The sequence below is a fragment of the Photobacterium sp. GB-50 genome, assembly GCF_003026755.1.
Classification (GTDB): domain Bacteria; phylum Pseudomonadota; class Gammaproteobacteria; order Enterobacterales; family Vibrionaceae; genus Photobacterium.
In genome coordinates, this window is sequence record NZ_PYNX01000006.1 from 170,571 (window position 1) to 184,589 (window position 14,019).

Annotated in this window: 13 protein-coding genes; 10 read left to right on the top strand and 3 right to left on the bottom strand. The window is 40.1% G+C overall.

Annotated elements, in window-relative coordinates:
* Window positions 1–60 precede the first annotated feature (60 nt).
* The 5 genes from C9J41_RS10745 to C9J41_RS10765 all read left to right on the top strand — a co-directional run bounded on the left by C9J41_RS10745 (window position 61) and on the right by C9J41_RS10765 (window position 4,732).
* Window positions 61–1,020, top strand: a complete 960-nt coding sequence (locus tag C9J41_RS10745) for a hypothetical protein (protein WP_107206449.1) — start codon at window positions 61–63, stop codon at window positions 1,018–1,020.
* Between the two features lie 284 nt (window positions 1,021–1,304).
* Complete coding sequence (locus C9J41_RS10750; protein ID WP_107206448.1) at window positions 1,305–2,045, top strand: DUF2931 family protein; 741 nt, start codon at window positions 1,305–1,307, stop codon at window positions 2,043–2,045.
* 81 nt (window positions 2,046–2,126) lie between these two features.
* Complete coding sequence (locus tag C9J41_RS10755; protein WP_107206447.1) at window positions 2,127–2,861, top strand: DUF2931 family protein; 735 nt, start codon at window positions 2,127–2,129, stop codon at window positions 2,859–2,861.
* Between the two features lie 81 nt (window positions 2,862–2,942).
* A complete protein-coding gene (locus tag C9J41_RS10760) occupies window positions 2,943–3,683 on the top strand; it encodes a DUF2931 family protein (RefSeq protein ID WP_107206446.1) in 741 nt (246 codons plus the stop codon).
* A 257-nt stretch (window positions 3,684–3,940) separates the two neighbouring features.
* Complete coding sequence (locus C9J41_RS10765; protein WP_107287830.1) at window positions 3,941–4,732, top strand: nitroreductase family protein; 792 nt, start codon at window positions 3,941–3,943, stop codon at window positions 4,730–4,732.
* A gap of 360 nt (window positions 4,733–5,092) precedes the next feature.
* Here the strand turns inward: C9J41_RS10765 and C9J41_RS10770 are convergent, their stop codons facing one another.
* Together C9J41_RS10770 and C9J41_RS10775 are read right to left on the bottom strand one after the other, a co-directional pair.
* The gene (locus C9J41_RS10770) at window positions 5,093–5,731 is read right to left on the bottom strand and encodes a glutathione S-transferase family protein (protein ID WP_107247275.1); all 639 of its coding nucleotides are present in this window, start codon (window positions 5,729–5,731) and stop codon (window positions 5,093–5,095) included.
* A gap of 435 nt (window positions 5,732–6,166) precedes the next feature.
* A complete protein-coding gene (locus tag C9J41_RS10775; protein ID WP_107292222.1) occupies window positions 6,167–6,622 on the bottom strand; it encodes an Ivy family c-type lysozyme inhibitor in 456 nt (151 codons plus the stop codon).
* Between the two features lie 265 nt (window positions 6,623–6,887).
* Between C9J41_RS10775 and C9J41_RS10780 the strand changes: the two genes are divergently transcribed.
* The 3 genes from C9J41_RS10780 (at window position 6,888) to C9J41_RS10790 (ending at window position 9,838) form a co-directional block, all read left to right on the top strand.
* A complete protein-coding gene (locus tag C9J41_RS10780; protein ID WP_107206887.1) occupies window positions 6,888–7,409 on the top strand; it encodes a hypothetical protein in 522 nt (173 codons plus the stop codon).
* 162 nt (window positions 7,410–7,571) lie between these two features.
* Window positions 7,572–8,108 carry a heme NO-binding domain-containing protein gene (locus C9J41_RS10785; RefSeq protein WP_107247274.1) on the top strand — a complete coding sequence of 179 codons (537 nt, stop codon included), beginning with the start codon at window positions 7,572–7,574 and terminating at the stop codon, window positions 8,106–8,108.
* The gene (locus tag C9J41_RS10790) at window positions 8,108–9,838 is read left to right on the top strand and encodes an ATP-binding protein (RefSeq protein WP_107206885.1); all 1,731 of its coding nucleotides are present in this window, start codon (window positions 8,108–8,110) and stop codon (window positions 9,836–9,838) included. The genes C9J41_RS10785 and C9J41_RS10790 overlap by 1 nt, the downstream gene beginning before the upstream one ends.
* 111 nt (window positions 9,839–9,949) lie before the next feature.
* Here C9J41_RS10790 and mrdA read toward each other — a convergent pair whose 3' ends face one another.
* The gene (gene mrdA / locus C9J41_RS10795) at window positions 9,950–11,935 is read right to left on the bottom strand and encodes a penicillin-binding protein 2 (RefSeq protein WP_107206884.1); all 1,986 of its coding nucleotides are present in this window, start codon (window positions 11,933–11,935) and stop codon (window positions 9,950–9,952) included.
* Between the two features lie 219 nt (window positions 11,936–12,154).
* On the opposite strand from mrdA, the gene C9J41_RS10800 reads away from it, so the two are divergent.
* The gene (locus C9J41_RS10800; protein ID WP_107294547.1) at window positions 12,155–12,778 is read left to right on the top strand and encodes a PolC-type DNA polymerase III; all 624 of its coding nucleotides are present in this window, start codon (window positions 12,155–12,157) and stop codon (window positions 12,776–12,778) included.
* Window positions 12,779–12,856: 78 nt separating this feature from the next.
* Window positions 12,857–13,915, top strand: a complete 1,059-nt coding sequence (locus C9J41_RS10805) for an endonuclease/exonuclease/phosphatase family protein (RefSeq protein WP_107294548.1) — start codon at window positions 12,857–12,859, stop codon at window positions 13,913–13,915.
* The last annotated feature ends 104 nt before the right edge of the window (window positions 13,916–14,019 follow it).

Consider the following 14,019-nt stretch of genomic DNA (forward strand, 5'->3'; position numbering starts at 1 on the left):
TATTAAGCGTGTATTCTCACTCTGAGAATCGTTAACGCCGAAGAAAGATAGAAAATAACCATGAAGCATAATCCTTATAACTCACAGCACATTCCGCCGCAAGCGCCGGGGAATCAGCAAGGCTTTTGGTCAAACATGGCCAGAAAAGGTGTGCACTTCCCATTTACTTGCAATAATCATCATGTGCCAGAAAAAGAGCTGCGATCCCGTACCCCCTCTGAACTGAAAAAGCTTAAGACATTTGAGAGTGATATATACAGTGAGCGTGAGATTCACGACATCACTTTCCCATGGTGGGGCTTGGTCTATTTTTATGCCGTGACATTCGGAAAATTTATTGCTCTCTATATGATGCCGTTAGCATTTGTTCTTCTGGGGATAATATATCTCGTAACCAACATTTCATCGCAATCATCAATCGATATTTTGACTTTTCTTTTATACGTATTGATACCATCCTTACTCATTTGGTGGTCTTTCTCTTTTTTTAATGGAAAATTACCCATTAAAACCTTATTTTCATTAAGCCGAGAAACGGGCATGGTCACACTGTATGGTTTCGGTAATAAGGTGCGATTTAGTCACCCTTTTGTTGAGTTTGATTGCTACCTGACAACATCGCCAACCCCACAGGGTTTTATTAATTATCAACTGTTTCTTGTTCATCGTTATAATGGTTATAAACATGGGGTTCCCATTGGCCGTTTTATCAATGGTTCAAGAGATCTTGATGAATACAAACGCTTATGGAACATGATCCAAGCCTATATGGATGTGAGCCAGCCTTTGCCCGACATTCCAATGAATGAGCCTTTCCGCCATAAAGACAGTGCAACCGTTGCTTATGATAAGGCGCATCATCGAAAGCCAGACTTTTGGTTCAGTATGGATGATGAAGCGTTTGAACAAGCAGTGACGAAAATTGTTGAGAAGCAAAATTCAGAGCCACCATTGGGTGAAGTTATACCGATCCCTACCACTGATTCTATAGCAACCACACCAAACACGGCTTCTGCCTAACGCATAATAAGCACGCCCATCTCGGCGTGCTTTTTTGTGGAGGTCATATCTTATAATCAGGCCAATTATTGCCCAGTCTATTTAGCGTGTATTCTCACTCAGGGAATCGTTAACGCCGAAGAAAGATAGAAAATAACCATGAAACATACCCCGTACAATTCTCAGCATATTCCGCCGCAAGCGCCAGCGAATCATAAAGGCTTTTGGTCTCAAATGGCCAGAAAAGGCCGACAGAGCAAAGATACAATGAGCGTCAAATATTCGAATGTAAACAAGGACAGTAAATGAAAAAGATCATATCAACAGGAGTATTCTGCCTATTACTGGCTGGTTGTAGCATGATAAATAGAGAACGCGTACCTGATGAAGTTCCTGATTGGACGGTTGGTTACGCTATGCCATCATTTTATCCAGTCAGAGTCACTAAAGCATATGGTATTAACACGCAAGAAAATTGGACCTCTATTTTACACACTCATAGTCAGTTTATGACGGTTAGTGATTTTAAGCGTATAAAAGGCTTTTTACCTAATTATGATGGTTATGGTATGCCATTAAGAAGTTATTCTACAATTGCTTACTATGAACAGATTATGAAAACCAATCATCTACCCGATAAAGTCGTGCTTTACTGGACATCCCTTTTTGATGCGAAGTTCTATATTACTGAATTAGATGTCACCCCAAAAATGAAAGCGCTGATGTACACACAACAGCATCATGTGGAATCTGACGGAATAAAACGTATTTGCTATCAGAGTCAATTTGATTTTGGTTTCCTACCAAATGGGCAAGTGAAAGTGTGGCTTGAAGGGTGTGGCAAGTATACGTACGTTACTGAGCTGTCACCAACGAGCACACCCGAAACGGACTATAACGGAAGTACTTACTCTGATCATAACCAGACAAGAAACTCTGTACTTAAAAGAGCTAAAAAGGCTAACGCAACCTTAACGCCTATCCCTTGGGACAAGGTAAATAAGATATATACATCAAAAAACTATATTGTAGATCAGCTTCATTAATATTGGTTTACCGCCTCACTATTTTCTGTAAGGCGCTCAATGAAAGAGCTAGATTCAGCATTCATTACACAAGGACAGTAAATGAAAAAGATCATATCAACAGGGGTGCTCTGCCTATTACTGGCTGGTTGTAGCATGATAAATAGAGAACGCGTACCTGATGAAGTTCCTGATTGGACGGTTGGTTACGCTATGCCATCATTTTACCCTGTCAGAGTCACTAAAGCATATGGTATAAACACGCAAGAAGATTGGACCTCTATTTTACACACTCATAGTCAATTTATGAGAATCAGCGATTTAGAACGAATTAAACAGTCTCAACCGGACTATGATGGATATGGATTATCGTTAACTTTTGGGATCGCTCAATACTCCCAGATAAGATATACAAATCATTTACCCGATAAAGTTGTGCTTTATTGGACGTCCCTTTTTGACGCGAAGTTCTATATTACTGAATTAGATGTCACCCAAAAAATGAAAGCGCTGGCCTATAAAAAGCAAAGTTACATTCGACCAGATGGAATAAAACGAGCTTGCTACCAAACGACATTTGATTTTGGTTTTCTACCAAATGGACAAGTGAAAGTGTGGCTTGAAGGGTGTGGCAAATATACGTACGTTACTGAACTGTCACCAACGAGCACACCCGAAACGGACTATAACGGAAGTACTTACTCTGATCATAACCAGACAAGAAACGCTGTACTTAAAAGAGCTAAAAAGGCTAACGCAACCTTAACGCCTATCCCTTGGGACAAGGTAAATAAGGTTTATACATCTAAACATTTTACTGTTGACCAGCTTCATTAATATTGACTTATCGCCTCACAGAAACCTGTGAGGCGCTCAATGAAAGAGCTAGATTCAGCATTCATTACACAAGGACAGTAAATGAAAAATATTATATCAACAGGGGTGCTCTGCCTATTACTGGCTGGTTGTAGCATGATGAATAGAGAACGCGTACCTGATGAAGTTCCTGATTGGACGGTTGGTTACGCTATGCCATCATTTTACCCTGTCAGAGTCACTAAAGCATATGGTATTAACACGCAAGAAGATTGGACCTCTATTTTACACACTCATAGTCAATTTATGACGGTTAGTGATTTTAAGCGTATAAAAGGCTTTTTACCTAATTATGATGGTTATGGTATGCCATTAAGAAGTTATTCTACAATTGCTTACTATGAACAGATTATGAAAACCAATCATCTACCCGATAAAGTCGTGCTTTACTGGACATCCCTTTTTGATGCGAAGTTCTATATTACTGAATTAGATGTCACCCCAAAAATGAAAGCGCTGATGTATACACAACAGCATCATGTGGAATCTGACGGAATAAAACGTACTTGCTATCAAAGTCAATTTGATTTTGGTTTCCTACCAAATGGGCAAGTGAAAGTGTGGCTTGAAGGGTGTGGCAAGTATACGTACGTTACTGAGCTATCGCCAACTAGCATGCCTGATACTGACTATAATTCAATCACATCGAAACAATATTTCCAAGCAACAGAATATGTAAAAAAAAGAGCTAAAAAAGCTCACGCAACCTTGACACCTATCCCTTGGGACAAGGTAAATAAGGTTTATACATCAGAAAATTATATTGTAGATCAGCTTCATTAATATTGGCCTATCGCCTCACAGGTTTCTGTGAGGCGTTTTAGTTTTATATGATTCGTCAAACCATTACATTAAAACATTATAAAAACTAATCCAAAATCACGTTAACACAATATGAATGAGTATTAGGTCTAACTGATAAAGGGGCAAATATGAGTTAGCCGAATAGTTAACTCATTGTGATCACCGACTTGCTTCACAACCCAATAACAGGTAGAAATACGCTCAACAATTTTCATATTACATAGGTTGTTTAAAACATGAACGATACACTTGAACAAGAACGCTCTGCGTCTCATTCACCAGCATCTTCACCATTAACAACATCATCTAAAGCCGAGCAATATGCCGAGTTGGTGCATAGCCGTCGTTCGGTACGTAAATATGATGCAGACAGTGCTTTTGATCATGAAGCGGTAACCCGTGCACTTAACCTCGCCACCTTGTCCCCTAACAGTTCAAACATGCAATTGTGGCAATTTCATCGTGTCATCAGTGACGATAAACGCGAGCAATTGGCAAAGCTGTGTATGGGGCAAAATGCGGCAAAAACGGCACGCGAGTTAATTGTTATCACTACTACGCCTTATATGTGGAAACAACGGGCGAAAATGAATGCGGCACAAATTCGTGATGCCTTTAATGGTCGTGAAGATGCAACATCTAAACGTGCCGTTAAATACTATGAAAAGCTGATCCCATTTTTATACCGTAATGATAGCTTTGGCATTATGAGCACTATTCGTAAGGTAATTGTGGCGTATTTAGGGCGTAAAAAGCCGATGGTACGTGAAGTGAGTAAAGCGGATTTGCGTGTGTGTTTACATAAAAGCACATCTCTTGCGGCGATGACCTTTATGACCGCAATGCGCGCTGAAGGTTACGATACCTGCCCAATGGAAGGTTTTGATTCTAAGCGCGTTAAACAACTGCTTGGTTTAAACCCTAAAGCTGAAATCACAATGGTGATTGGTTGTGGCACCCGTACTGAAGACGGCATTTATGGCGACCGCCATCGGGTAGACAACAGCGAAGTGATTATTAAGCACTGATCCCCTTGCCTAACAATATGGCGGAACGAATGAGTCTTCCGCCAGTTCTCCCCACCTTTTGCTCTCTCATCACAAGGTAATTTGTTACTTACCACAATAAATACCACCTACCGGCATCGGAATACATATTGGCGATCCCTTATGTGGGGTTAAGCTACAAGCCGACAGAAATAAACAAGGTATAAGTAGTAATAGTTTCATGGTTAATGCGCGCTTTTTGTAATTGAATGGTGTTTTATCTAAATCTACTTCATTTAAAAAGCACTTGAATATAGCGCATAAACATCTTGTTACAGTTACGCGCTAATTCAATCTGCAAGTCAGCCTAGGTACAGAAAACAAAGTCACAACAGGCGTTTGTTATTTAAACGGCGTGAGATCGATACCTTCTATTTCACACACGGCTTTAATGGTTGGGTTATCACAAAGGTTCGTTAGGTACTTTGCAAGATATGGAAATGTCAGTGGTGATTGTTTTATTGGTAACGACCACTCTGCCAACATAAACAAGAAGTAATCACAGGCGGTTAGGCTGTCACCAAGCAAATATGTATTGTGTTTAAGTTGGTTATTAATAATAGAGAGTGCATCGGCAATTCTGTCATCTTGCGCAGCAACAACATTCGGGATCGTCGCGGCATCATTGGTATGGCGGTGTGGGTAATACCGTACCATTAATTCAGCTTGTAAGGTGTTATTTAGAAACGCTAACCATTGATAAAACATCGGGCGTAAAGGGCTGCCAATTGCAGGCATTAATCCAGACTGTGGATGGAGTTCGCAAAGATGAATACATATAGCAGAGCTTTCAAAGATCGCTTGCTCCCCTATCACCAATGTTGGTATGCGCCCTGCTGGATTGAGTTTCAGGTAATCGGCTGACTTTTGAACGTTGGATTTTTTATCCACCAGCAATAGTTGGTAATCCGCTTTTACATGATGAAGTAAAAAATGCGGCGCTAAACTCGCGTTATTAGGGTAATAGTAAAGCTTGAACAATCTTGGCTCCTTGCCTGTAAAACAGATCAATCATTCGTTTTAAAAATCACATATCTATCTTACTAAATAAAGCATGAAGTTAATGAAACGATCGTTTTATAACTCGTTGTAACTCGTGAGATAAATCGCATTTCTGCGTAGCTGTCACAAACATAGCAACTTGATTGCATCTCATTAAAGGGCATTTATCGATGAAAAGCAGATTGGATAATGTCTTGTTTACACATTCATTCACACTAAGATCATACCCATGGCCTGTTGAGTGAGTATAAGGTTCGATATTTGAGTTTAGAATGTTGCCAACAAAAGTGATGTTACGCTTACTCTTCTCTTCATTGATGACGTATCGTGCTGAAAAATTCAGGCATAAAAAAACGTGCTGTCACTAGCACGGCACGTTTTATCATTCTTACTTCAAACGTTAGCTCAATGTATTTATTTCCAGTTCGGATTTTGTAGCAACGCTTGTTGTAGTAGCCCTTTCATGTTGTCATCAGGATTACCAATAAATTGGTAACTCGCGTATTCACTAGGCTTGGTAATAGCACCATTGGTATCTTTAACATGTACTATCATGGAATATTCTTTGTTGTCTTTACCCGTTAGGGTGATCATAAAGTTACCGGCACAATCATGCGGCTTACAATAAGAAACGGCTTTGTAAGTTTCATCGCCATCTACAATATTATCTAGCGGCGCTGTCACTTTATTTTCTGATACCCATTTAGGGATTTTTTGCGTTTCTGGCGCGACAGATTGGGTTTGCTCTACAACGGTTTCAGTTGTGGCGACAGTTTGCGTTTGATCGTTTGGCGATTGCTCTTTAGGTGCTTGGTCATTACAACCTGCAAGTAACAAAACAATGGAGGTGGCTAGTAATAGCTTTTTCATTTTATTCAGTCCTAAATTTGAGTACCGCTCAAATCATTTTACGCCTGCGGCACTAATACTTTTACAAGATAACGCTTATTAGGCTCACACCCTATCCAATATAAGAGCAAAAAGTATCTAAATTTTGGCAAACATTATTAAACAAGCAAAATACTGACGTTACACTTACATATGTGTGTGTTTTTCACTCAATTACTTGAATTAACATACCTTCTTTACCGTAATTAAGTTAAGGTATCAGCAATTAAATAAAAGAAGCGACGATATGCAGGTTATTACAGAACAACTAATTACTTTAAAAAACGCTTGGATGGCAAGCCATATTACTGATGCTGAGTTTCCAACACCGCTAAGTGTAAAGGGATTAGAACTGTATCAACTATCTCAAACTGATTTAACTACGCATTGCATCGATACCTCGTTACCGACACCCGAACCCTCTTTATCTTTCTACCCGGTTGATTGCCACCCTCTTACTATTCGCTATTCTTTAGTTCGTGCCTCTCAATGGGAAAATGAACAAGAAAAAGAAGCGGTTATTGAGTATTTAACTCAAATTATGTTTGAGCCTAATGCAGAAGCGACGCTTTATGTTGGCTTTTTCAAAGGAAAACCGGCCGCTTGTGGCATGATTTATACTCATGCAGAAGATGGTGAGCAATATAGCCTGGTGTCTGACGTGTATGCATTGCCATTACCGAACCAGCAGCAATTAATTACAGATATGGAAGATTACCTTATCCATTCTGCGCAGCAATTCTCGCAAGCTGTCATTATCCAAAAATAAAAATGATTACGAAGCTAATAATCAGCTTCGTAATTTAGCCCTTTCTTCAACAACTAACCTGTTGTTTTTGACGAACCTTCAATCTCTGCCATACTAAATTACAGACTTTAATTCCTTTATTACGTGTTTAAAGTCTGTATCTAGAATACATCGGAGAAGAGTATGAAAGGGATCATTTTTACTGAATTTCTCGATATTGTTGAACGTACTTTCGATCTAGAAGTGTGCCAGTCAATGCTAGATATGGCTGACGACCCAGGTGTTTATACCTCTGTCGGTAGCTATGAGCACCAACGGTTAGTCAAGCTGATTATTTGTTTACATAAGGTTACCGGCGTTTCCGCTGAAAGCCTTCAACAAACCTTCGGTCGCGCTGTTTTCCCTCGCTTACTCACTTTATTACCAAATCATGACTTTACCGATTCCAACACCTTCGATTTTATTCGCAGTGTGGAGTCATACATACATCAAGAAGTTAAAAAGCTTTACCCGGATACAACTCCCCCTCGCTTTGAATTCTCTAATGAAACAGAAACCACCCTGACAATGGATTATTATTCAGCGCGATGCATGGGTTATGTCTGTTTGGGGTTATTAGAAGGATGTGCCGATTATTTTAAGCAACATCTTGCTATCGAACTGGTACCAACAACAAGCAAAAACAGTGTCCGCTTTCATTTGTCATTGAGTGATAATTAATGATCGATCCTGAAAAACATATTGCTTTATTAAAACAAAAACTCCAACGCGAACATGCATCAAGATTAGCCGCTGAAAAGTTATTAGAAGCGAAAAGTCATGAGCTTTATAATGCAAATCAAATGCTTAATGATTCGTACGAAAAATTACAAATGCAGGCGAAGTTTGATTCTGAGCTTTTAACTTATCAGAACAAAATGGAAAACTTGTTACTTCTTTATGCCCGATTATTCTTAAAGCACAGTGCGACGAGGGAAAGTATTCAACAATTGTTAGACAGCCTCGTTGATGGTAATTACATATCAGGTTGTCATATCACCATTTACCCTGCCGATAATATTAATATATCAGGGAGCTACTCCAGCGGCCGTTTACAGCAATGGACACCTCCAGCTGAGCTAGAATCGACCCATTCATTATGGGATAAAGGCGGCCATACTCTTTGGATAAATATTGTTAATAACAGAGGGCAAATAGGTATATTAGCCGTCAGAATAATATGTACAGATGACCGATTGCCAGCGATTCAAAAACATATGGCGCTGTTTGGTGAGTTATTTCGATCCGCTATTGGTAGGCAAATAACGTTTAATCAAGCTATTGATGCTAAAAAACGGGCAGAAGATTCAGAGCGTTCAACCCGTGATTTTCTCGCTATGATCAACCATGAATTACGGACACCACTTAATGGGCTTCTTGGTGCTGCAGAATTACTGCAAGATACACCGCTTAATAACGACCAACAGAAATTGTTAACCACATTGAATCACTCAGGTGAATTGCTACGGGCGATCATTAATGACTTACTCGATTACAGCAAAATAAATGCAGGTATGTTGGAGCTGATTGAAAAACCCTTTGATTGCCATTTATTAGCAGTAAAATTGGAAGATATTTTTACCCATCGTTCCCACGAAAAAAGATTAGATTTTAACATTTATTACTCCCATGACTTACCAAGATTTTTCATTGGTGATGAAGATAGGATTAAACAAATATTTGTTAATTTGATCTCTAATGCGATTAAATTCACCCCTGCAGGTTTTGTGCACGCTAAGTTCTGGTGGCAAAACAAACAGCTACAATTTACGGTAAAAGACAGCGGTTGTGGTATTGATCACTCAAACCAACACAAGTTATTCAAACCTTTTAGCCAAGTGGATAATACCAGCAAGCGAAGCCATGAAGGCACAGGGCTAGGTTTAGTGATCTGCAAACAGCTATGTGAACAAATGGGTGGCTCTATCCGCGTTGAAAGCTCGCTCGGGCGTGGTGCATGTTTTAATGTTTCCTTACCCTTGCCCACAAGTGATCATACTCATTTTAATGCCAAAGTGAGACAACCGCATAAAACGCCAATTAAGCATTTAAAAGTGTTAGTGGTTGAAGATTTAAAGACCAATCAAATGATCATTAAGCTGATGCTAAACAAAATCCAAATTGAACCAACCATTGTCGATAACGGACAAAAAGCATTAGATATATTAAATGCGGAATCATTTGATGTGGTGTTTATGGATTGCAGAATGCCGATTATGGATGGCTACACCGCAACTAGAGAATTACGAAAGCAAGACTATTCCAAACCCATTATTGCCTTAACCGCCGGTACAACGAGCGCTGAACGTGAAGCGTGTATTCAAGCGGGTATGAATGACATTTTATGTAAACCTTATTTGGCTTCCGAGCTTCATGATATTTTAACCATTTGGGGCAGTGTGATTGAATAATCCTCTCTCTATTACGGTTTAAATTACGGTTTAAAAAATCACATCGCTAAAAAGTAAAAAAGGCCACTGACGTGACCTTTTCGTATTTTAATCAATGTGCGTTTATCGTCACTAGCTGGCCTTTATCTCAGCCGTTTTCGACACATCTACAGGCGTTTCAGCCTTCGTTTTATCACTCTTCGCCTGCTTCTGTACGGCGGGATCTAGGGTCGGTTTGACTAACACGTAATCCATGATTTTACGAGCAAGTGGTGCGGCGTTACGTCCCCATCCACCGTGTTCTAAAATAACGGATACCAGTACTTTAGGATCATGTAACGGTGCATAGCCGGTAAACAATGCATGGTCACGTAAATGCTCCGCAACTTCATTCGCATCGTAATTTTGAGTATCAGACATGGTATAGACCTGACTGGTACCAGTTTTACCAGCGGCTTCATACGCTAAGTTTTTAAACTCTTTACGTGCCGTCCCTTTCGTCGTCACTAAGTGCATGCCTTCTTGTGCAATTTTCCAATCTTTTAATGGCACAGGCTCGACTTTTGGAAAGTCTTTAAATTTAACAATATCTTCTTTCTTGCCATCAAGAATCGCATATAGCAAGTGAGGGCGATGAACGACACCAGAATTTGCCACAACCGAGGTTGCTTTGGCTATTTGCATCGGTGTTGCTGTCCAGTAGCCCTGACCTATACCAATAGGGATGGTGTCACCTTGGTACCAAGGTTGTTTGGTATGTGCGAGCTTCCATTGGCGAGTCGGCATATTACCGGATGTTTCTTCTTTAATATCAATACCGGTGAGTTCGCCGTAACCAAATTTGTTCATCCATGTCGATAATCGGTCAATGCCCATGTCATAAGCCACTTGGTAGAAGAAAGTATCTACTGATTGTTCAATCGCTTTATATACATCAACGTTACCGTGTCCCCAACGAACATCATCACGGAATTTACGACTTTTGGAATTAGGAATTCGCCACCAACCCGGGTTATTACGTACTGTGTTAGGTGTGATAACCCCTGTCGCTAATGCCGCAACCGCAATTTGTGGTTTAACCGTTGAACCCGGAGGATATACCCCTAATGTGGTTCGGTTTACCAACGGGTGCGCAGGACTATTCAATAATTTGCTGTACTCTTTGGACGTAATACCATGCACAAACAAGTTAGGATCATAACTAGGACTTGATACCATCGCTAATACGCCGTCGTCCTGCGGGTTTAATACCACAATCGCACCACGACGAGTTTTCGTCACCATTTTACCTGTTTTGGGATCTTTGACTTCTTCCGTTAATAGCTTGTTGGCGAACAACTGTAAATTAAGATCGATCGTCAACTTAATATCTTTACCCGAAATAGGCGGAACATATTCTAAGGTACGAATAATACGGCCACGGTTATTCACTTCGACTTTTTCATAACCAGATTGACCATGAAGTAAATCTTCATAGTAGCGTTCAACACCGAGCTTTCCGATCGTACGCGTGGCCTTATAGTTATTATAAATACCCTGTTCTTTTAATGACTTAATATCACGATCGTTGATTTTAGCCACATAGCCTAACGTATGTGTTAATGCTGAGCCATAAGGGTAATAGCGCTCTAAATGTGCATCAACATCAACACCTGGGTAATGAAATTCATTAACGGAAAACTCTGCAACTTGCTTTTCCGTCATCTGATCAATTAATGTCACCGGCATAAACGGACGGGTGTGTTTCTTATCCTTCATAAAAGAGTCTATTTCATCATCCGTTACACCCAGTAAGGTTTTTAAACTGTCGAGTGTTTCAGTGAGGTGTGCGACTTTTTCTGGAATAATTTCTAAAGAATAGACCGGTATATTCTCTGCGAGAATAACGCCATTTCGATCGTAAATACGGCCTCGATTCGGTGCTACTGGGATAATTTTAATGCGGTTATCATTCGAACGAGCAGTATATTCGCTGTAATCTTGCACTTCTAAGTGATACAAATTACCGATTAACACAAACGATAAAATGATAATCCCAATAAACCCTGCCAGCGCTCGACGCTTAAATAGCGACACTTCAGCTTGGTGATCACGAAATTGACTTCTTTCTTTCTTCATAGATGCTTATGAGATCTCAATGGCCATATGTGCCGTCGTTAACAAAGAATTGTACTTATACCCAATCCGTATAATGCGTGATCTCTCGCTAGAATGTAATAACTGGTTGCCTGTTTGACGATAATTTAACCTCAGTTATCGCGATATAATGTGTTTGAGGAGTTTACAAGCCCTCTACGACCATTAAAATGACCACCTTCTCTCTCTATAGGTTTTACCATGACCCTTTCTCGCTCCGCTGACAGCGTGGTTGTTCTCGATTTCGAAACGACTGGTTTATCTCCCAATCAAGGCGATCGCGCTATCGAAATTGGTGCTGTTAAATTAGTTAATGGCGAAGTTGTTGATCAATTCCAACAGCTCATGAATCCTGGTTTTCGTGTCTGTAGCTTTATTGAAGGTTACACGGGGATCAGCAATAACATGTTACGCACTGCACCACCGTGTAATGAGGTAATGGATGCCTTTGCTGATTTCATTGGTGATGCCAACCTTGTGGCGCATAATGCCTCTTTTGATCAGCGTTTTTTAGATGCAGAGCTGGCGGATATTGGCCGGCACTATACAGGTGCATTTGCCTGTTCAATGCTGATTGCACGACGTTTATATCAAGATGCACCGAATCATAAATTAGGCACGTTAGTGGATTACAAACACATTGAGCACAATGGTGTATTTCACCGCGCGTTAGCCGATTCTGAAATGACAGCTCGTTTATGGTTAGTCATGCTTGAAGATATTAAGCGACAATATCATCTTCACTCTGTCTCTTTTGAATTAATGATAAAACTAGCAAAAACACCAAAAGCCAAAATCGATACCTTATTTCACCGTTACGCTTAACAATAAGTCGTATATTCAACGTAACAAGTATGCTAAAACAGCTATACAGTTTTTAATAACTTCACTGAGAGTTCGATTTTGCAACAGTCAGATGCTGAACATTTCCCCCAAGTGCCTATCGCTCAGTCGGAGATCAAAATCGCAAGTTTTAATTTGTTGAATTATCTTGCTCCCCCTAATGCTTATTATGATTTTGAAAATATTTATAGCTACGAACAATGGCATAAAAAACAGCATTGGCTAACTTCGATTTTAGAAGCCCAACAACCGGATATTATTGGTTTTCAAGAAGTGTTTAGCGCAGAGGATTTGCAAGCATTATTGCGCGATATTGGCTATCCCTATTTTGCAGTCGTTGATGAACCTCAGGTAGAAGGCGATTTTATTTATCGTAGCCCCGTTGTCGCCATTGCTTCTAAATTTCCCATCACTGAAGTTATCGCTGTTGAAGCCGATAAGGAAGCGGCACAATTACTGGGCTGGACTGAGTTTTCATTTAGTCGCAAGCCACTGCGGGCGACGGTTGATATGCCTCATATTGGCGCAACAGACTGCTATGTCACTCATTTAAAATCCAAGCGTTCTCTATTTGATGATCCACTTCCTGAGACAATGGCGAAATCAGGCAGTGCGCTTTCTTCTTTTCTTGGTCAACGTTTAGGGAATTGGGGTTCATCCATGCTACGGGGCACTGAAGCGGCATTACTGCAACTTGCAATGGTGAAGCGACGTGAGCAAACCAGTCATCCGATGGTGCTGTGTGGCGATTATAACGATGTTATTTCGAGTAGTTGTTTAGAAGAGTTAACGGCAAGTCGTGTTTATGGGATGTCAGAAAGTGACACTGAGCGCTTAATTAACTTCTATTGCCTTTACGATGGTTGGCAGCTTTATACTCAAGTCAATCCACAAGATGAAGAAACAACTCGCCCTTCTACCCATTACTTTAATGGCAAAGGATCGGTATTAGACTACATTCTGTTATCACAAGAGTTCAATGCGAGTTATTTAGGCTCATTATTTGAAGTTAGCCATTATCACACTGAAGATAAGCATTTGGTCAATTCAAGCTTTGATATTGACGGCTACAGTACTGACCACGCTATCCCTATTGTGACCTTATCACTGCGCTCCTAGTACAAAGCTAACTTTCGGTTCGCTGATAACGGCTTATAACCACGGTTTGCTAAAATAAGCAGATAAAAAAACGACTGATATACCGTTTTTGTAAAAGGTATTTA

Bases quoted from the DNA above. Each gene is read 5' to 3' on its own strand.
- C9J41_RS10745 (WP_107206449.1), top strand. From the start codon at position 61: ATGAAGCATAATCCTTATAACTCACAGCACATTCCGCCGCAAGCGCCG.
- C9J41_RS10750 (WP_107206448.1), top strand. From the start codon at position 1,305: ATGAAAAAGATCATATCAACAGGAGTATTCTGCCTATTACTGGCTGGT.
- C9J41_RS10760 (WP_107206446.1), top strand. From the start codon at position 2,943: ATGAAAAATATTATATCAACAGGGGTGCTCTGCCTATTACTGGCTGGT.
- C9J41_RS10800 (WP_107294547.1), top strand. From the start codon at position 12,155: ATGACCCTTTCTCGCTCCGCTGACAGCGTGGTTGTTCTCGATTTCGAA.
- C9J41_RS10790 (WP_107206885.1), top strand. From the start codon at position 8,108: ATGATCGATCCTGAAAAACATATTGCTTTATTAAAACAAAAACTCCAA.
- C9J41_RS10785 (WP_107247274.1), top strand. From the start codon at position 7,572: ATGAAAGGGATCATTTTTACTGAATTTCTCGATATTGTTGAACGTACT.
- C9J41_RS10780 (WP_107206887.1), top strand. From the start codon at position 6,888: ATGCAGGTTATTACAGAACAACTAATTACTTTAAAAAACGCTTGGATG.
- C9J41_RS10765 (WP_107287830.1), top strand. From the start codon at position 3,941: ATGAACGATACACTTGAACAAGAACGCTCTGCGTCTCATTCACCAGCA.
- C9J41_RS10755 (WP_107206447.1), top strand. From the start codon at position 2,127: ATGAAAAAGATCATATCAACAGGGGTGCTCTGCCTATTACTGGCTGGT.
- C9J41_RS10775 (WP_107292222.1), bottom strand. From the start codon at position 6,622: ATGAAAAAGCTATTACTAGCCACCTCCATTGTTTTGTTACTTGCAGGT.
- mrdA (WP_107206884.1), bottom strand. From the start codon at position 11,935: ATGAAGAAAGAAAGAAGTCAATTTCGTGATCACCAAGCTGAAGTGTCG.